Source organism: Streptomyces sp. NPDC013157, from assembly GCF_042899865.1.
In the GTDB taxonomy this organism is placed as follows: Bacteria; Actinomycetota; Actinomycetes; order Streptomycetales; family Streptomycetaceae; genus Streptomyces.
Genome location: NZ_JBIBAK010000015.1, coordinates 194081 through 212784, shown reverse-complemented (window position 1 = coordinate 212784; position 18704 = coordinate 194081). Strand labels below are relative to the sequence as shown.

General features: G+C 69.2%; 15 protein-coding genes. 4 read left to right on the top strand and 11 right to left on the bottom strand.

Going from position 1 to position 18704, the window contains the following annotated elements; translation table 11 throughout:
• Positions 1–41: 41 nt before the first annotated feature.
• Both ACFY6U_RS36720 and ACFY6U_RS36715 read right to left on the bottom strand, forming a co-directional pair.
• Positions 42–1340, bottom strand: a complete 1299-nt coding sequence (locus tag ACFY6U_RS36720; protein ID WP_390045302.1) for a hypothetical protein — start codon at positions 1338–1340, stop codon at positions 42–44.
• 52 nt (positions 1341–1392) lie between these two features.
• A complete protein-coding gene (locus tag ACFY6U_RS36715; RefSeq protein WP_390045487.1) occupies positions 1393–3501 on the bottom strand; it encodes a transglycosylase domain-containing protein in 2109 nt (702 codons plus the stop codon).
• A gap of 615 nt (positions 3502–4116) precedes the next feature.
• On the opposite strand from ACFY6U_RS36715, the gene ACFY6U_RS36710 reads away from it, so the two are divergent.
• The gene (locus tag ACFY6U_RS36710; protein WP_293997744.1) at positions 4117–4341 is read left to right on the top strand and encodes a zinc ribbon domain-containing protein; all 225 of its coding nucleotides are present in this window, start codon (positions 4117–4119) and stop codon (positions 4339–4341) included.
• Here ACFY6U_RS36710 and ACFY6U_RS36705 read toward each other — a convergent pair.
• Genes ACFY6U_RS36705 through ACFY6U_RS36695 form a run of 3 tightly spaced genes read right to left on the bottom strand, consistent with a single transcriptional unit; the run spans position 4338 to position 8922 of the window.
• The gene (locus ACFY6U_RS36705; RefSeq protein WP_390045300.1) at positions 4338–5150 is read right to left on the bottom strand and encodes an HAD family hydrolase; all 813 of its coding nucleotides are present in this window, start codon (positions 5148–5150) and stop codon (positions 4338–4340) included. The two genes, ACFY6U_RS36710 and ACFY6U_RS36705, sit on opposite strands and share 4 nt — an antisense overlap.
• Positions 5150–7720, bottom strand: a complete 2571-nt coding sequence (locus ACFY6U_RS36700) for a phosphoribosyltransferase (RefSeq protein ID WP_390045298.1) — start codon at positions 7718–7720, stop codon at positions 5150–5152. The genes ACFY6U_RS36705 and ACFY6U_RS36700 overlap by 1 nt, the downstream gene beginning before the upstream one ends.
• Before the next feature lie 29 nt (positions 7721–7749).
• Positions 7750–8922, bottom strand: coding sequence for an HpcH/HpaI aldolase/citrate lyase family protein (locus ACFY6U_RS36695; RefSeq protein ID WP_390045296.1), 1173 nt, complete (start codon positions 8920–8922; stop codon positions 7750–7752).
• 176 nt (positions 8923–9098) lie between these two features.
• On the opposite strand from ACFY6U_RS36695, the gene ACFY6U_RS36690 reads away from it, so the two are divergent.
• Positions 9099–9884 (top strand): TerD family protein, encoded by a 786-nt coding sequence (locus ACFY6U_RS36690; protein WP_390045294.1) that lies wholly within the window; start codon positions 9099–9101, stop codon positions 9882–9884.
• A 120-nt stretch (positions 9885–10004) separates the two neighbouring features.
• Here the strand turns inward: ACFY6U_RS36690 and ACFY6U_RS36685 are convergent, their stop codons facing one another.
• The 6 genes from ACFY6U_RS36685 to ACFY6U_RS36660 form a co-directional block, all read right to left on the bottom strand.
• The gene (locus ACFY6U_RS36685) at positions 10005–10739 is read right to left on the bottom strand and encodes a Tellurium resistance (RefSeq protein WP_390045292.1); all 735 of its coding nucleotides are present in this window, start codon (positions 10737–10739) and stop codon (positions 10005–10007) included.
• A gap of 119 nt (positions 10740–10858) precedes the next feature.
• On the bottom strand, positions 10859–12004 hold the full coding sequence (locus tag ACFY6U_RS36680; RefSeq protein WP_351500114.1) for a DUF475 domain-containing protein: 1146 nt from the start codon (positions 12002–12004) through the stop codon (positions 10859–10861).
• Between the two features lie 129 nt (positions 12005–12133).
• On the bottom strand, positions 12134–12709 hold the full coding sequence (locus ACFY6U_RS36675) for a TerD family protein (protein ID WP_093503514.1): 576 nt from the start codon (positions 12707–12709) through the stop codon (positions 12134–12136).
• A gap of 118 nt (positions 12710–12827) precedes the next feature.
• On the bottom strand, positions 12828–13403 hold the full coding sequence (locus ACFY6U_RS36670; protein ID WP_093503512.1) for a TerD family protein: 576 nt from the start codon (positions 13401–13403) through the stop codon (positions 12828–12830).
• A gap of 149 nt (positions 13404–13552) precedes the next feature.
• A complete protein-coding gene (locus ACFY6U_RS36665; RefSeq protein WP_293998302.1) occupies positions 13553–14011 on the bottom strand; it encodes a peroxiredoxin in 459 nt (152 codons plus the stop codon).
• 117 nt (positions 14012–14128) lie between these two features.
• The gene (locus ACFY6U_RS36660) at positions 14129–14566 is read right to left on the bottom strand and encodes a DUF3052 domain-containing protein (RefSeq protein WP_207921612.1); all 438 of its coding nucleotides are present in this window, start codon (positions 14564–14566) and stop codon (positions 14129–14131) included.
• 434 nt (positions 14567–15000) lie between these two features.
• On the opposite strand from ACFY6U_RS36660, the gene aceE reads away from it, so the two are divergent.
• Both aceE and ACFY6U_RS36650 read left to right on the top strand, forming a co-directional pair.
• On the top strand, positions 15001–17748 hold the full coding sequence (aceE, locus tag ACFY6U_RS36655; RefSeq protein ID WP_390045288.1) for a pyruvate dehydrogenase (acetyl-transferring), homodimeric type: 2748 nt from the start codon (positions 15001–15003) through the stop codon (positions 17746–17748).
• Positions 17749–17824: 76 nt separating this feature from the next.
• Positions 17825–18610: a potassium channel family protein gene (locus tag ACFY6U_RS36650; RefSeq protein WP_390045287.1), complete on the top strand. Its 786-nt coding sequence runs from the start codon at positions 17825–17827 to the stop codon at positions 18608–18610.
• Positions 18611–18704 lie beyond the last annotated feature (94 nt).

The following is an 18704-nucleotide window of genomic DNA, read 5'->3' as shown; positions in this document are numbered from 1 at the left end:
CCGCGCCGACTTGAACCGCCTGCCATAAGTCGGTACAAGGCTCACTTCACGATGCTCGACCAGTCCGCCGGGGCCTGGGCGGGGTCCAGGGTGCGCAGCCGGGCGAGGGTCGCCGGGTCCTGGGCGTCCATCCAGTCGGCGAGTTCCTTGAAGGAGACGCACTTGACGCCCTTCTTGGTGCATATCTTCGGGATGATCTGGTCGATGGCCTTCATGTAGATGCCGCCGTTCCAGTCCTCGAAGTGATTGCCTATGAAGAGCGGGGCGCGGCTGCCGTAGTAGACGCGGTTGAAGCCGTCCATGTAGGAATCGACGGTCTGCTGTTCCCATTGGGCGTACTTGGAGGGGTCGCCGTCGGTCTCGCCGTTGGACTGGTTGTAGAGGAAGTTGAAGTCCATCGACAGGCCCTGGTAGTCACCGCCGGGGTAGGGGATCAACTCCAGCGGGAAGTTCCACAGGCCGTCCTTCTTCGAGGGCCATATCTGGAAGTCGCCGGAGGAGCTGGCGTCGTACTTCCAGTTGTAGCCGTACTTCTGAAGGGCCTTCAGCAGGTTCGACTGGCCCTCCAGGCAGGGGGCGCGGCCGCCGACGACCTCCTGCTTGAAGTCGAAGGGCAGGGCGGGGATGTCCTTGAAGCCGGTGTTGGTCTTCCAGTTCTCGACGAACTTGTAGAACTGGTCGATCTCGCTCTTCCACTGTTCGACACTCCAGTCGCCGCCGCCCTTCTTCTCGCAGAAGTGGCCGTTGAAGTGGGTGCCTATCTCGTTGCCGTCGTCGTAGGCCTCGCGCAGCTGTTCCAGGGTGGTGCGGATGTGTTCGTCGGTGGCGTAGTCGATGGCGGCGTCGCCGGGCTTGTGCATCGGCCCGGTGTAGAGGGTCTTCTTGCTCTTGGGCAGCAGGTAGATGCCGGTGAGGAAGAAGGTCATGTGGGCGTTGTACTCCTTGGCCATCTCCCGGTAGTGCGAGAAGAGATGGTCGGAGCCCTCCAGGGCGCCGTCCCAGGAGAAGACGACGAACTGGGGCGGCTTCTCCCCCGGCTTGAGCTTCTCGGGCTTCAGCTGGTCCTTCTGCGGCCCTGTGTAGGACGTCGAGCCGTCGCCCAGGACGTGGGTCTTGCCGTCCCACTTCGGCGACGCCGACGCCGACGGGGAGGCCTTCGTGGTCCCGGCGGCGGTGGGCGCGGTGTCGTCCTGTCTGGTGAGCACCAGGTAGCCCGCGACGAGGGAGGCCACGACCAGGAAGGCGGCCAGGGTCATGACCTCCGGGCGGGCTGGACGGCGGTCACGGGCGGGCGCCTTGCGGCGGTGGCCGCCGGTTGTCGGCTTCGTGCGGGGCTTCATGCTCGGCTCATTCTGCGGGTGGGTGGCGTGGGGAGCTTCGTGGCCTCGGGGGTCAGCCGAGGCCCAGGGCCTGTGCCCAGACCGTGTACGGGACGTTGTCGGTGCCGGATCCGGCGATTCCCTTGAGCGGGAGCGGCTCCAGGGACTTGTTCAGGTCGATGCGGTATACGACGACCGACGTCGTCACGTTCGAGAGCGTGCCGGTGTACCAGGCGGCGGTGTCCTCGCCGCCGGCATAGGTGCTGCCGGCCTTTCCGGCCGCCGCGTTGGTGAGGGCGGGGGTCGGGTGGGCCAGGCGGAACGACTCGGAGAGTGCCTGTTCGACGTCCTCGGCCACGTCGTCACGGACCGCGCGGGTCGGCCGGGGGGTGTCCAGGAGGATCCTCTGGCCGTTGCGGGTGATCTTGGAGACCGAGTACGGCTCGGTGTGGTCGCCGCCGGCCGCGAAGGTGGCGTATCCGCTCGCCATCCGGATCGCGCTGGGCGTGGAGCTGCCGATGGACAGCGCGGGCACCTGGGGTCCCATGCTCTCGGAGAGCAGCCCGGAGGCCACCGCGGTGGCGCGCACCTTGTCGAGTCCGGTGTCCATGCCGAGTTGCATGAACGGTGTGTTCACCGACTGGGCGAGGGCGTTGGCGAGGCTGATCTGCCCGTAGGACTTGTCGTCGTCGTTCTTGGCGTAGACCTTCTTGCCGCTGCGGTCCCAGTACGGTCCGTCGAGTGTCGTGACCGGGACCTTGTCGTCGCCGTCGTAGACCGTCTCGGGCAGGACGTCGGTGGCGGCAGCGCCGCGTTCCTTGTGGACGCCGTTCTGCAGCCCGGCCGCGTAGACGAAGGGCAGGAAGGCGGTACCGGCCGGGACGGTGGTGGCGTTGGACTCGTTGTAGCCCTGGGTCCGGTGGTCGGGTCCGCCGTACACGGCGACGATCCGCCCGTCGGTCGCGACCGAGGCGGCGCCGTAGTGGGCGGCCGCGGCGTTCTTGGGGTCGCTCGCCTTGGCGTCCTTGCGGGCCTTGGTGACGGCCTTGGTGAGGGCGTTCTCCTTCTTCCGGTCGAAGGTGGTGTAGATCTGGTATCCGCCCAGGTCGAACTGTTTGTCCGAGATGTGGGCGGACTTCTTGGCGTACTGCTGGGCGAGCTCCACCAGGTAGTCGCTCTGGCTGCCGGTGTCGTACACCTTGTTGGTCGCGATCGGCTCGGGGAACTTCGTGTACTTGGCGCGCTCGGCCGGCGACAGCTTGCCGATCTTGACCATCCGGTCAAGGATCCAGGACCAGCGTTCCACCGCCCGCTTGTGGTTGGCCTTGCCGAGCGTCGGGTCGTAGAGGCCGGCGCCCTTGAGCAGCGAGGCGAGCACGGCGGCCTGGCTGACGTTCAGCTGGCTGACGTCCTTGCCGTAGTAGGCCTGGGAGGCGCGCTGGATGCCGTACGTGCCCCGGCCGAACCAGCTGGTGTTGAGGTAGCCCTCCAGGATCTGGTCCTTGCTCATCTTGTTGTCGAGCTTGAGGGAGATCATCGCCTCGGTGAACTTGCGGCTGATGGTCTGGTTCTGCGTCAGGTAGACGTTCTTCACGTACTGCTGGGTGATGGTGGATCCGCCCTCGGTGTCCCCCTCGCCGACCGTGCGGTACAGGGCCCGGGCGATGCCTTTGACCGAGATGCCGGGGTCGGTGTAGAAGCTCTCGTTCTCCGCCGCGAGCACCGCCCAGCGCACGTCCACGGGTATGTCCTTGAGCGGCATGTCCTGCCGCTGCACCCAGCCGGTCCGGGCCATCGGCGTCCCGTCGGACCAGAAGTAGACGTTGTCCTGCTGGGTGGCGTACGTGTTGAGGTTGGAGGGTATGTCCGTCGCGGCGTAGGCGACCACGAGGAACAGCCCGGTCAGCCCGATACCCCCCAGCCAGGCCCCCAGCCACTGCCGCCAGGACGGCACCCAGCGCCGCCAGCCGCTCCGGCCGGGCCGCGGGTACAGCGGCCGCAGCTTCCGCGCGTACGGCGCCAGAGGCTCGAGCCGGGGCCCCACGAGAGCCCGGAACCCCGCCACCGCCTCCAGCACGCGCTCACGCGGCGACGGGCGGGCGCTGCGGCGCCGCTCCGCACGGCCGCCGGAGGCCGTCGGCTCCGGCTCCGTCTGCCGCTGTTCGGGCACCCGGATCTGCATCGTGACGTCCGCCCGCAGGGCGTCCACCTTCAGATGCAGGGTCTCGTCGTGCACCGGCAGATCCGGCTTGTTCCGCCGGACCCCCTCACGAGGCGCGGGGATGCTTCCCTTGCTCTCGCCCGCCTTCGCGGCATCGGCATCCGAGGCCCGCAGCGCGTGCAGCTCGTTCCACAGAGCCTCCGCCTTCTGCCGTGCGGCCTCCTGTGCACGCTGAGCGTCGTCGCCCTTCTGCCACAGAGCATGCTCCGCACGCAGGCCGTCGACCTTCAGATGCAGCGTCGCGTCCGGCTCGAACGGCTTTCGATCCCGGGATTTGGCCTGGTCACGGCCGTCCTCCGGGTCGCCCGTCCGCTCCGTTGCGTCCGTCACGACTGCGTCTCCCCTCGCACTCGGTCTTGCGCGCGCAGGTAGACACGACGGGTGGCAGGGCCGCGGCGGGCGCGGCGCTTCGAGCCCCCCTCTTCCCCCGGTCTTTTGGCTCCTCGCGGCCAGCTCAAATTATCAGCGATCTTTTCAATATCTCCGCACAAGTATCGGACAGAAAGGAACACTCATGAAATTCTGAGGTGCAGTGATGCCCGTCACTCCCGCATCGCTGCCGCTAGCCTGTCCCCCATGCCCCGCTACGAGTACCGCTGCCGCACCTGCGGCGACACTTTCGAACTGTCCCGCCCCATGGCCGAGTCATCGGCTCCGGCAGCATGCCCGGAGGGACATCAAGACACGGTAAAGCTCTTGTCGACGGTGGCGGTGGGGGGTACGGCCTCCGCGTCCGCCGCCGGCTCCGGCGCCCCCGCCGGCTCCGGTGGGGGCTGTTGCGGCGGCGGTTGCTGCGGCTAGCTCCCGGCACGAACCGCCTTCAGGAATTCCCGCAGGATTCGCTCACCGGCAAGCACCCCTCGCTCCGGCAGCGCGGCAATGGCCGGCCCGGCCCACCCGGCGTCGGCCAACTCCCCGTGCCCCGGCCGCCAGCCGCGGTCCGCGGCCAGCAGCAGGTCGGCATCGAGCAGGGAGTCACCGGCGGCCAGCGTCAGCTCGGCCCCGGTCCGGCGCGCGACCTCCCGCATGGCCGCGCTCTTCGTCAGCGGCTTCGGCACGGCGTAGATCTTCCGTCCCTGCAACGACACCGTCCAGCCGCGGTTCTCCGCCCACACCGCGAGGCTCTTCACCCACTCCTCGGGCAGCAGCTCGCGCTCCACGACCAGGTAGGCGAACAGGTCCTCGGCGACCCGCTGCTTGCGCAGCCACACCGGGTCGGCGTGCTCCGTCAGATACGCCCGCACCTCGTCCAGCGGCGCGCACTCGTCGGCCAGCCGCGCCAGCACCCGTCCGTGCCAGTCCCCGTCGGACACCCCGTCGACCAGCAGGTGCCCGCCGTTGGCACAGATGGCGTACCTCGGCGCGGGCCCCGGCAGGTTGATCCGCTCGTACTGCTTACGGGTCCGGGTGGTGGTCGGCACGAAGACGGCCGCGTCCCCCAGCTCGGTCAGCAACCGCGCGGCCGTCTCCGTCAGGTACGACAACGGCCTGCTCTCGTGCACCTCGACGCAGAGCAGGCGGGGCGCCCGCGCGTCCGGCATGGTCAGCGCCAGGGCACCCGCCGAGTAGATGAGCGTACGGTCGAGGTCGCTCGCGACGAGCACCGCCATCAGACGTTCACCGCCCGGCCGTCGGCGCCGGTCGCCCCGCGCGTGTACTTGGGATGGATCAGCCCGACACAGGTGTACGGCAGTTCGCCGACCTCCTCCACCGGCACCCCTCTCTGCTCCGCAAGGAGCCGCACATGGTCCAGGTCGGCCCCCGCCCCGGCCCGCGCCAGGATCTTCCAGGGCACCCGGCGCAGCAGCACCCGGGTGGTCTCGCCGACACCCGGCTTGACCAGGTTCACGTCGTGGATGCCGTACTCCTCGCTGATCCGCTCGACGGCCGCCCAGCCCTCCCAGGTCGGCGTGCGGTCGGCGACGGCCAGCTCCTTCACGGATGCGTCCACGGCGTCGGCCACCTCGGCGAACCGCGCCGCGACGGCGTCCAGGAAGGCCACCGAGACATCGGCGCCGGCCAGTTCGCGGTAGAACTTCGCGCCGTGGAAGTCGCCGGGACCCACCAGGTCGGCCCGCAGCACGGTCCGCGAGATCAGCCCGGAGACGGTCGAGTTGAGGCACGCGGAGGGGATCAGGAAGTCCTCCCGGGTGCCGTACGTCCGCACGCACGACCCGGGGTCGGCGAGCACCGCGATCTCCGGATCGAACCCGGAGACCCCCTCCCGCGCCTCGAACTCCTCGACCGCGTCCGCCAGTTCCCGGGTGATCGCACCCTTCCCCGTCCAGCCGTCCACGAACACCACGTCCCGCGGGTCGTGGTGGGCGGCCAGCCAGCGCAGCGCGTTCGCGTCGATGCCGCGACCGCGCACGATCGACACCGCGTAGTGCGGCAGGTCGAGGCCGTACCGGAACTGCGCCCAGCGGCGCATCAGCACGCCCACCGGGGTGCCGGCCCGCGCCAGCGACACCAGTACCGGCCGCGGCGACCGTTCGGCCATCACGGTCTCGGTGACCACCCCGACCGCCTGCGCGATCCGTGCCGCCGAGGTCTCCAGGGCGGCGTGGAACAGCGCCTGGTACTGGTCGCTCGGCTGGTACTCCACCGGCAGCGACTCGGCGTAGTGCGCGCCGCCGCTCTGGATCGCCTCCTCGCGCTCCTCGGTCGGCGCCTCCAGCGTGACGTCCGAGAGGTCCTGGAGCAGCCAGCCGACGTCCTCCGCCGGGTACGAGGAGAAGGCGGGACCGCGGAGGGGCTCGGGCAGCATGGCGGGGCTCTCTTCGGTCAGCGCGGGGACGTACGACGGTACAACCGCGAGCAGGACGTGCGGGGCATGCGCGCCGAGCCGGTCCAGCAGGCCGCCGGGCGCGTGCAGTTCGGGGGTGTCACCGGCCGAGTCGACGAACAGGACGACGGCGTCGAAGCCGGCGCCGGCGACGTTGTACGCGTAGCGCTCGCCGGGGCCGTCGGCCGGGTTGTCGTGGGCCGGGAAGACGAGGCGGCTGCGGATGGCGTAGCCGGGGTCGTCGACGGCCAGGACGGGCGAGCGGGTGGTGGTGGAGTACCGCACCTCGGCGGTGACCAGGGCCTCCAGCTCGCGGGCGATCCTCAGGGGGGCGTACATCAGCTCCTCGAAGCCGAGCGTGAGCACGCGGCGGGCGTCGGGGGGCAGGGCTTCGGCGAGCCTCGCGGCCATGAGGGGGAGGGCCGACTCCAGGCGTATGCGGTGGGCCGGGGTGAACCCGTGCCGTCCGCCGTCGGGGAGGCCGTGCGGCCAGTGCAGGTCGACGCGGGTGAGGTGAGGGGCGGTGCGGTTGTCGGTCGTCTGCGGGCCGGTGGGAGCCGTTCGCGCAGTTCCCCGCGCCCCCAGGGGGTCCAGGGCAACCCCCTCAAGGGGCGCGGGGAACTGCGCGACCAGCCCCGACGGCGCCGCGGCCGGCTGATCGCCTGCCGCGGCACTCTCTTCGTACCGCGCCACCAGTTCCTGCCCCTTTTCCAGCACGCCCTCGGGCAGCTTCACCGTCCCCGATGCCGCCGCCACCAGGTCCACCCCGGCGCCGATCTCCTCGGCGAACGAGGTCAGTCGCCCCGCGTCCGCCGCCGACCGCATATCCACCAGAGCCACCACGACGTAACGTTTCCGCGGATAACGGGCGTGCAGGTCGCGGATCGTGTTCAGGACCGTGTTGCCGGTGGAGAACTCGTCGTCGACGAGGACCAGGGGGCCGTCGCCGGAGAGCAGTGCGGGGTCCTCGGGGAGCAGCAGGTGCGAGGTCGCGTGCGAGTGGGACTCCTCGAAGCCGCCCGCGGGCGCGACCCCGGCGACCGGCCGGCGCGTGGAGTGGAGATACGGGGCGAGGCCGATTCCGTCGGCCACCGAATGCCCGAGGCCCGTGGCCGTCTCGGCGTAGCCCAGCACGACCGCCTGCCCGGCCTCCGACTCTCCGAGCAGGTCACGCACCCGTCGGCCCAGACTGAACCCATGCCCGTACACCACGGACGGCGACTGCGGTACGTGCTTGCCGAGCACGTTGGAGACCAGGAGGTGGGCGCGTCTGGGGTTGCGGCGCAGGGCCAGGCCGAGGAGGGCCGTCAGGCCGTCGTCGCCCACGAGTTCGACGCCGAGCCGCTCGGCGACCCAGCTGCCGGACCAGACCCCGTTGTTCGCTGCGATGTTCATGGGTTCCCTGTGTCGTCCCGTAGCGTCCGTCAAGCCGGTATCCCGGCGGCGAGCAGCTCCACGAAGCCGACGTCCTCGTTGGCCACGCCGAACACCTCGGCGCGGAGCATGGTCCGCTCGGCCCAGGCGCGGTGCGGCTTCACCTCGTTCATCTTGTTCGTGTAGGCCGAGCGAAGTACACCCCCGCCGCCGCGTTCCGGCCGCAGGATGTCCTGGGCGTCGGAGAACTCCTCGTGACTGACGACGGACAGCGCGTGCACGGGAATGACGTGGGACGGATGGATGCAGGTCTTGCCGAGCAGCCCGTTGGCCTGGTCGAGGGAGATCTCCCTCAGCAGGCCGTCCATGGCGTGCTCGATGAGCCGGTCGCGCAGTTCCACGGCCTGCTCCGCCAGGAAGGGGCTGGTCCGCAGCATCGGCTTGAACATGCGCTCGGGGACCCGGAAGTACTCCCACACCGGCCCGGTCACCGTGAACCCGGTGCCGTCGGCCCGGCCCAGCATGTTGACGACGTCGGCGATGACGGAGGCGATGATCTGCACGTCGTAGGCGGTCATGTCGGGGGCCCTGCGCAGCCCGTAGGACGAGCAGAAGTCGGTCACCCCGAGGCGCAGCGCCAGCACCTTGTCGCGGTACTTGTCGACGGCGCGGGCGATGCCCTCCAGGGCGTCCACGCGCGTCTCCCGGTACATCAGCTCGGGCGTCTCGAGCACCGGCATGCCGAACAGGCGGCGGCCGCTGCGCAGCGTGGCGCCGTCCAGGGCCTGGAGGAAGGGGATGCCGCGCTCCTCGGTGAACTTCGGGAACACGAATCCGGACAGCAGCGACACGCTGCCGCCGAGCCGTCGTACCAGATCGGGGATCTGCTCGGGCTCGCGCACCCGGATGAAGAGCAGGGGCAGCTCGACGCCCGCGCGCTCGCGCCCGGCCAGGTCGGCGAACTGCCGGACCAGGTTCTCCTCACCCGCCGGCACGTCCTCGTCGCCGATCGAGTCCTCCAGGCACAGCACCATCGAGACCACGCCGAGCGCCGCCTGCTTGACGATGTCGTCGGCGAGCCGCGGCCGGGTGGCCGGGCTGTACAGCGTGGCGCCCAGGGCCGCGGAGAGCAGCCGGGCCGGGGAGTCGGCGGTGAACTCGCACGGCTCCTGGTGGAAGAGGCGCTGCCGCACCTCAGGTGCGATGTGCCCGAAATGACGCATAGAACTCCCCCGTGGCATGGGCCGAGCCTGTGAAATTGGTAAAGGGTGGCCGGTAATAGTACGTACAAAGCCATGTCCGGGGTTCCCGCCGGGCATGAATTTCAGGTAACCCGCCTGTGTCGGTCGCGAGGCCCCCCGCGTTGTCGTGACCAGGACCGAGAGGGCAGGATGACCGCATGACGCACGCGATGCTGAAGGGGTCGAACGTCCCCGTGGAAGCCACCACGGTCCGGGCCGTGCTGCGCTGGACGCCCGGGCAGGGGGTTCCGGACGTGGATGCCTCGGCGCTGCTCCTCGGCCCCGACGGACGTGTGCGCTCCGACGAGGACTTCGTCTTCTACAACCAGCCCCGGCACCCCTCCGGGAAGGTCTGGCGGCTCGGCAAGAAGCGGGTGGCCGAGGGCCTCACCGACACGATCCAGACAGATCTCCCCGGTGTCGAGCCCAATGTCGGCCGAATCCTCCTGGTCGCGTCGGCGGACGGCGTCCCGTTCGAACACGTACCCGCCCTGCGCATCCTGCTGTACGACGCCTCGGCGCCCGACGCCGAACCGCTGGCCCACTTCGACATCAAGCCGGAGACCGGCGCCGAGACGGCCCTGATCTGCGGCGAGCTGTACCGCAGGGGCGAGGGCTGGAAGTTCCGTGCGCTCGGCGAGGGCTACAGCAACGGCCTGAAGGGCCTGGCCACGGACTTCGGCATCTCGGTGGACGAGTCCGAACCGATGGAGGAACCCCTGACGTCCCTACCGCTCCCGCCCGAGCAGCCGACGTCGGTACCCACCCAGCCGGCGTACGGCTACCCCCAGCCGGCCACCTACGGCTACCCGCAGCCCGCCTACACCCAGCAGCAGCCCCAGTCGGGCTACGGCTACCCGCCCCCGGCCCCGATCCCGGTGGCAACGGTCCCGAACGCGGACTTCCGGCTGCCGCCCCAGGGCCCGCAGTTCATCGGGCGGTGACTGCCCCTGCCCAGGGGCGCCGGGGGTACCCCCGGCCGAAGGCTGGGGGAGGAACTGCGCGAGCAACCACGAACCACCCGCACTCGCGCACTCACAGCGCCCACGCCCCCGGCAGGCGAACTACCGCTCGGCCGTCTTGTAACCCCGCCCCCACTGCAACCCCCACCCGTACAACCGGTCCAGCTCCCCCTGGAACCCGTACACGAACTTCACCTCACGCCGGACGACCAGCTCGCCCTTCACGTTCTCGATCATCACCACCGCACACGACCGGGCCTGCGGATGCCGTTCGTCGAGGCCTATCTCGATCCGCGGCCCGTTGCTCGGGTACAGCGTGACGATCGCGTGGGTGCGGTCGAACGCCGGTGTCTGGTCGTAGATGTAGACGAACACCAGCAGCCGCTTGATGTCGTCCCGGTGGTCGAGGTTGACGTACATCGTCTCGCCGGACGCCGACCCGAACCGGTCGTCGCCGCTGAGCTTGACGTACGGCGGTGCGTTCACGTCCCCGAGCAGGCCGCCGAGCGGCTGGACCACCCCCTTCGTCCCGTCGGCCAGCTCGTACAGCGCCCCGAGGTCCAGGTCGACGTTGACCATGCTCTGCCCGTGCCCGATCACCTCCGGCGGCCTGAGCGCCTTGAAGGGGTGCCGCAGCAGACTCGTGCGCTGTTCGCCGTCGAAGTCGGACGTCCGCATCCGCCAGCTCAGGTTGATCCGCAGGTTGCCGGTGGCCGCGCCCTGCTTGGTGAGGGACACCTGCTGGTGCCGCCTGGTGAGCTCGATGGAGTTGGACGCGGCGCTGCCCGAGTCGAACTCGGCCGCCTTCCCGCCCAGCAGCCCGTCGAAGAAACCCATTCCCGCCCCCAGTAACTCCTGAAAACGCCTGGGGGCGGCCGACCGGTCGGCCGCCCCCATCAGAGCGTTCCTCGTCGAGGAGGGCGTCACACCCTCCGTTTTCGGCCCGGCGAGCCGGTTCAGACCCCGGAGGAGACCTCAGCCTTGTCGTCCGACCCGGCGTTTCCCTCGGCCTCCGCGAGCCGCTGGTTGCGCCGTACGGAGGACCAGAAGGACCAGCCGATCAGGACGACGCCGACGAGACCGGTGATGACCTCGTTGATCTCGTACTGGATGGTGACCATCAGGATCACGGCCAGCGCGCCGATCGCGTAGTGGGCGCCGTGCTCCAGGTAGACGTAGTCGTCCAGGGTGCCCTGGCGGACCAGGTAGACGGTGAGCGAGCGGACGTACATCGCGCCGATGCCGAGGCCGAGGGCCATGAGCACGATGTCGTTGGTGATGGCGAACGCGCCGATCACGCCGTCGAAGGAGAAGGACGCGTCCAGGACCTCCAGGTAGAGGAACATGAAGAACGCTGCCTGGCCGGCCAGCAGGACCGCCGACTTCTTCTTGCCGCTGCGCTCGGCCTCTTCCTCCTCCTCGTGCTCACGCTCCTCCTCGGCCTCGAGGCGGTCCTCGAAGAAGCCGGAGAGGCCGCCGACGATCATGTAGGTGATCAGGCCGGCGATGCCGGCGATCAGGACCGTCTGCGCCTTGTCGACGTGACCGCCGCCGTGCTGGTGGGCGTGGGTGGCGAAGGTGAAGGAGGTGATCAGCAGGACGATCAGGGCGATGCAGACCGACAGCATGTCGACCTTGCCGAGCTTGGCGAGCGGGCGCTCGATCCAGCGCAGCCACTGGATGTCCCGGTCCTCGAAGATGAAGTCCAGGAAGATCATCAGCAGGAACATGCCACCGAACGCGGCGATCGCCGGGTGGGCGTCGGTGACCAGCTCCTGGTAGCGGTCCTTGTTGTTGAGCGCGAGGTCGACGGCCTCGATGGGGCCCATCTTGGCGGTGATCGCGACGATGACGACCGGGAAGACCAGCCGCATGCCGAAGACCGCGATGAGAACGCCGACCGTGAGGAAGATCTTCTGCCAGAAGGCGTTCATCTTCTTCAGGATCCCGGCGTTGACGACCGCGTTGTCGAACGACAGGGAGATCTCCAGGACGGCGAGGATCGCCACGATGCCGAAGGCCTCCCACCCCCCGTAGAAGACCGCGGCGACCAGGCCGAGCGCGGTGATCGCGAACGACCAGCCGAAGGTTTTCAGAAGCACTGGCTACCCAATCTTGTGTGTACGGGTCTCGCTCGCGCCGTACTCGGCTTTACCTACTGTTGACCACGAAGTGTAGAGGGCGCCGGTGTCCTACGGGTGGGTCGGGCCCTACATCCGGACTGTGCGGTGCTATGAGACGTTCACACCGAAGTCGAGCGCGATGCCGCGCAGGCCGGAGGCGTAGCCCTGGCCGACGGCGCGGAACTTCCATTCGCCCTGGTAGCGGTAGAGCTCGCCGAAGATCATGGCGGTCTCGGTGGAGGCGTCCTCGGACAGGTCGTAGCGGGCGAGCTCCTGGCCGTCGGCCTGGTTGACGACCCGGATGAACGCGTTGGAGACCTGGCCGAAGGTCTGGCCGCGCTCGTCGGCCATGTGGATCGAGACCGGGAACACGATCTTGTCGCAGGTGGCCGGCACCTTGGGCAGGTCGACCAGAATCGATTCGTCGTCGCCCTCGCCCTCACCGGTGAGGTTGTCGCCGGTGTGCTCCACGGAGCCCTCCGGGCTCTTGAGCTGGTTGTAGAAGACGAACCACTCGTCGCCGAGGACCCGCCCGCCCTGGCACAGCAACGCGCTGGCGTCCAGGTCGAAGGGGGCGCCGGTGGTGGAGCGGGCGTCCCAGCCGAGTCCGATCATGACGTTGGTGAGGTTCGGTGCGGCCTTCGAGAGGGAGACATTGCCCCCCTTGGCGAGCGTGACGCCCATGGTGATGGTCCTCCCCTAGCGGTGTTTCTCCGGTTGTCCTGCGCGTCCGGCGCCGACCGTAAACGGTGCGGCGCCGGACAGAGCGGACTTTCGAACGCCCCGGGGGGCGCTCACTGGCTCAGACGTTGACGCCGAAGTCCTGGGCGATGCCGCGCAGGCCGGAGGCGTAGCCCTGGCCGATGGCGCGGAACTTCCACTCGGCGCCGTTGCGGTAGAGCTCACCGAAGACCATCGCGGTCTCGGTCGAGGCGTCCTCGGACAGGTCGTAGCGGGCGATCTCGGCGCCGCCGGCCTGGTTGACCACGCGGATGAACGCGTTGCGGACCTGCCCGAAGGACTGCTGGCGGTTGTCGGCGTCGTAGATCGACACCGGGAAGACGATCTTGTCGACGTCGGCGGGGACCGTGGCCAGGTTGACCTTGATCACCTCGTCGTCGCCCTCGCCCTCACCGGTGAGGTTGTCACCGGTGTGCTCGACCGAGCCGTCGGGGCTCTTGAGGTTGTTGAAGAAGACGAAGTTCTGGTCGCTGGCGACCTTGCCCGCCGAGTTCAGCAGGAGTGCGCTGGCGTCCAGGTCGAAGTCGGTGCCGGTGGTGGTCCGGACGTCCCAGCCCAGACCGACGAGGACCGCGGTCAGGCCGGGGGCCTCCTTCGTCAGCGATACGTTGCCGCCCTTGCTGAGGCTGACTCCCACGAGTCCTCCCATGTGTGTCCAGGGGCGGGGAGCCCCGTCGTGCTTCGGATACCGGATCAACGACTCGATCCTAGTGACGGGTTCCCGCCGCACGCAGGCCCTGGACCCCGAAGAATCACGGGGTGTCGGCCATGCGGACCCCTAGGGGGTCACAGCGCGTCGAGCGCCGTCACGTACTCGTTCAGGTCGCGGGCGTCCGGCAGGCCGTTGACCACGGTCCAGCGCACGACACCCTCCTTGTCGATGACGAAGGTGCCGCGCACGGCGCAGCCCTTGGCCTCGTCGAAGACGCCGTAGGCGCGGGAGGTCTCGCCGTGCGGCCAGAAGTCGCTCAGCAGCGGGTACTCCAGGCCCTCCTGCTCGGCGAAGACGCGCAGGGTGTGGATGGAGTCGTTGGAGACCGCCAGCAGCTGGGTGTCGCGGTCCTCGAACCTCGGCAGGTTGTCGCGCAGCTCGCACAGCTCACCGGTGCACACACCCGTGAAGGCGAACGGGTAGAAGAGGAGCACCACGTTCTTCTCGCCGCGGAAGTCGGACAGCTTCACGGCCCGGCCGTGGTTGTCCTTGAGCTCGAAGTCGGGCGCCTTGTCGCCGATCTGGATCGCCATCGCTGCATCCCTTCGTAAGGGGCTGTTCGGGTGAGGACACCCTATGCGGCGACTCCTGCGCGGCGATCACGGCAGGCCGGTGGACGGACCGGCGTCCGGTCCGTCCACCGGCGGGGCTCAGCGCTTCTTGGCGGCGGCCTTCGGCGTGTTCAGCCGGCTGCCGTTCCAGTCCTTGCCCACGCTGACGCTCTTGGTCTGCGAGAGGCCGGCGGTCGTGACCGCCTCGCCGATGTCGCTCGGCTCGACGTAGCCGTCGCGGCCGGTCTTCGGCGTCAGCAGCAGGATCGAGCCACCTTCTTCGAGGAAGCCGAGGGCATCGACCAGCGCGTCCGTCAGGTCGCCGTCATCCTCACGGAACCAGAGCACCACGGCGTCGGCCACGTCGTCGTAGTCCTCGTCCATCAGCTCGTTGCCGATGGTCTCTTCGATGGACTCGCGGAGCTCCTGGTCGACGTCGTCGTCGTAGCCGATCTCCTGGACCACCTGGTCTGGCTGGAACCCCAGCCTGACGGCAGGGGTGGTCCGCTCCTCCGCGTGGTCCGCGGTCGCGCTCACGGGTTGCCTCCTGATCATGTCTTGGTGATGAACTCAGCCACGCGCGTGCGCGAAGCATTGGCCGTAGTCCACACGGGCGGGACGGATCGCGCAAGTACCCGGCCGTTCGGACCGCCGAAACGGTGACGATCCCGGCCGTGTCGCCGCAACTCCCGGCACCGTATCGCGGACGGGCGTGACACACACCACTCCCTTTTGCCCGCTATGCCGCTTTCGGAATCATCCTCACATACGACGGTCGAACGAGTTTGCCGAGCGCGTCACACCCCGGGCGTATCGTTGCGTTTTGGCCGGTCCCGAGTTACCCCGCGGTAGAGATGACGTGCACAGCCCCGGGGTGGACGATGGACAGCGGTGCAGGCAAAACGCAGGGAAAAACGGCGAAAACAGAAAAAACCAGGGAATCAGTGCCCCTCTGACAGGTAAGGAACAGCGTGGCTTCCGGATCCGATCGCAACCCGATCATCATTGGCGGCCTTCCGAGTCAGGTTCCTGACTTCGACCCCGAGGAAACCCAGGAGTGGCTCGACTCGCTCGACGCCGCCGTGGACGAGCGCGGCCGGGAGCGGGCCCGTTATCTGATGCTCCGCCTGATCGAGCGCGCCCGCGAGCGGCGCGTCGCGGTGCCCGAGATGCGCAGCACGGACTACGTCAACACGATCCCGACCCGGGCCGAGCCGTTCTTCCCGGGCAACGAGGAGATCGAGCGCAAGGTCCTGAACGCGACCCGCTGGAACGCCGCGGTGATGGTCTCCCGCGCCCAGCGCCCGGGCATCGGCGTCGGCGGCCACATCGCCACCTTCGCGTCCTCGGCGTCCCTCTACGACGTCGGCTTCAACCACTTCTTCCGCGGCAAGGACGACGGCCTCGGCGGCGACCAGGTCTTCTTCCAGGGGCACGCCTCCCCCGGCATCTACGCCCGCGCGTTCCTGCTCGACCGGCTCAGCGAGGCCCAGCTCGACGGCTTCCGCCAGGAGAAGTCGAAGTACCCGGACGGCCTCTCCAGCTACCCGCACCCGCGCTCCATGCCGGACTTCTGGGAGTTCCCGACGGTGTCGATGGGTCTCGGCCCGATCGGCGCGATCTACCAGGCGCGGATGAACCGCTACATGCACGCGCGCGGGATCGCCGACACCTCGAAGTCGCACGTGTGGGCGTTCCTCGGCGACGGCGAGATGGACGAGCCGGAGTCGCTCGGCCAGCTGTCCATCGCGGCTCGCGAGGGCCTCGACAACCTGACCTTCGTCGTCAACTGCAACCTGCAGCGGCTCGACGGCCCGGTGCGCGGCAACGGCAAGATCATCCAGGAGCTGGAGTCGGTCTTCCGGGGCGCCGGCTGGAACGTGATCAAGCTGGTCTGGGACCGCACCTGGGACCCGCTGCTCGCCCAGGACCGCGACGGCGTGCTCGTCAACAAGATGAACACGACCCCCGACGGTCAGTTCCAGACCTACGCCACCGAGTCCGGCGCGTACATCCGCGACCACTTCTTCGGCGACGACCAGCGGCTGCGCGCGATGGTCGAGCACATGACCGACGACCAGATCCTGCACCTGGGCCGCGGCGGCCACGACCACCGCAAGATCTACGCGGCCTTCAAGGCGGCCACCGAGCACCGGGGCCAGCCGACGGTCATCCTGGCCAAGACGATCAAGGGCTGGACGCTGGGCCCGAACTTCGAGGGCCGCAACGCCACGCACCAGATGAAGAAGCTGACGGTCGCCGACCTCAAGGGCTTCCGCGACCGGCTGCACCTGCCGATCTCCGACAAGGAGCTGGAGTCCGGCCTGCCGCCGTACTACCACCCGGGCCGGAACTCGGAGGAGATCCAGTACATGCACGATCGGCGCAAGGGCCTGGGCGGCTACGTCCCGACCCGCGTCGTACGCTCCAAGCCGCTCGCGCTGCCCGACGACAAGACGTACGCGACCGTGAAGAAGGGCACGGGCCAGCAGTCGATCGCGACCACGATGGCCTTCGTCCGTCTCCTCAAGGACCTCATGCGGGACAAGGAGCTCGGCCGCCGCTTCGTGCTGATCGCGCCGGACGAGTACCGCACCTTCGGCATGGACTCCTTCTTCCCGAGCGCGAAGATCTACAACCCGCTCGGCCAGCAGTACGAGGCAGTCGACCGCGACCTGCTGCTCGCCTACAAGGAGTCGCCGACCGGACAGATGCTGCACGACGGCATCTCGGAGGCCGGCTGCACGGCCTCCCTCATCGCCGCGGGTTCGGCGTACGCGACACACGGCGAGCCGCTCATCCCGGTCTACGTCTTCTACTCGATGTTCGGTTTCCAGCGCACCGGCGACCAGTTCTGGCAGATGGCCGACCAGCTGGCGCGCGGTTTCGTCCTGGGCGCGACCGCCGGCCGTACGACCCTGACCGGTGAGGGCCTCCAGCACGCCGACGGCCACTCCCAGCTGCTCGCCTCGACGAACCCGGGGTGCGTGGCCTACGACCCGGCGTACTCGTACGAGATCGCCCACATCGTCCAGGACGGCCTGCGGCGCATGTACGGCGGCGACGCGGAGCACCCGCACGGCGAGGACGTCTTCTACTACCTGACCGTCTACAACGAGCCGATCCAGCACCCGGCCGAGCCGGCCGACGTGGACGTCGAGGGCATCCTCAAGGGCGTGCACCGGATCAGCGCGGGCACGGCGGGCACGGTCGCGGCGCAGATCATGGCGTCGGGCGTGGCGGTGCCGTGGGCGGTCGAGGCGCAGAAGATCCTCGCCGAGGACTGGAACGTGAAGGCCGACGTCTGGTCCGCCACCTCCTGGAACGAGCTGCGGCGCGAGGCCGTGGCCTGCGAGGAGCACAATCTGCTGCACCCGGAGGAGGAGCAGCGGGTGCCGTGGGTGACGCAGAAGCTGAGCGGCGCCGAGGGTCCGTTCGTGGCCGTGTCGGACTGGATGCGGTCGGTTCCGGACCAGATCGCGCGCTGGGTGCCGGGCACGTACCAGTCGCTGGGCGCCGACGGCTTCGGCTTCGCCGACACGCGGGGCGCGGCGCGCCGGTTCTTCCACATCGACGCGCAGTCGATCGTGGTCGCGGTGCTGACCGAGCTGGCCCGCGAGGGCAAGCTCGACCGTTCGGTGCTCAAGCAGGCCATCGACCGGTACCAGCTGCTGGACGTCACGGCGGCGCACCCGGGCGCGGCGGGCGGCGACGCGTAGCCGCCGACGGGCGGACGGGCCGAGGGCGGCGGAGCTGTGGTCTCCGCCGCCCTCGCGCTTTCCTTACGATGCGCACATGAAGGAACAGTCCGCGCAGGCTCGTTGGGAGCAGCTCACTCAACGGCCGTTGCTGGCACTCGCGGTGGTCTTCGCCATCGCCTATGCGCTGCCGATCGTGGACAGTTCCGCGGGGCACGTCCTGACGTCCGCGTGCACGGTCGCGGAGTGGGTGGTGTGGGGCTCCTTCGCCCTGGACTACCTGGTACGGCTGGCCCTGGCGCCCCGGCGCCGGGAGTTCGTGCGGACGCACTGGATAGACCTGTGCGCGGTGGTGCTGCCGTTGCTCCAGCCGCTGCGGCTGCTCCGGCTCGTCGCGACGCTGATGCTGGTGGGGCGACGGGCGCGGATGGCCTCGCAGATCCGGCTGACGACGTATGTCGTCGGCGCGGTCGTCGGCCTGCTCATGTTCGGCTCGCTGGCCGTCCTGTCGGTGGAACGCGACTCGCCGAACGGGAACATCCGGACGCTGGGTGACGCGCTGTGGTGGTCGTTCACGACGATGACGACGGTGGGGTACGGGGACCACGCGCCGACGACGGGGCTGGGCCGGATGATCGCGGTGGGCCTCATGCTCTCCGGGATCGCCCTGCTGGGTGTGGTGACGGCGAACATCGCCACCTGGTTCATCGCGCGCTTCGAGAAGGACGACGTGGAGGAGCGCCGGCAGACGGAGGCGATCGCTCTGCTGACGGAGGAGGTACGGGCGCTCAGGGCTGAGGTGACGGCGTTGCGCTCACCGGCGCTGGCCGGGTGCCGCTGCGCCCACCCGTGCCGCCCCAGCGGCACGACTGCCCGCAGCTGAGACGCTTGCGCGGGTGCCGCTTCGCGGGTGGGCGCCGCCCCAGCGGCACGACCGCCCGCAGCCGAGACGCTTGCGCGGGTGCCGCTTCGCGGGT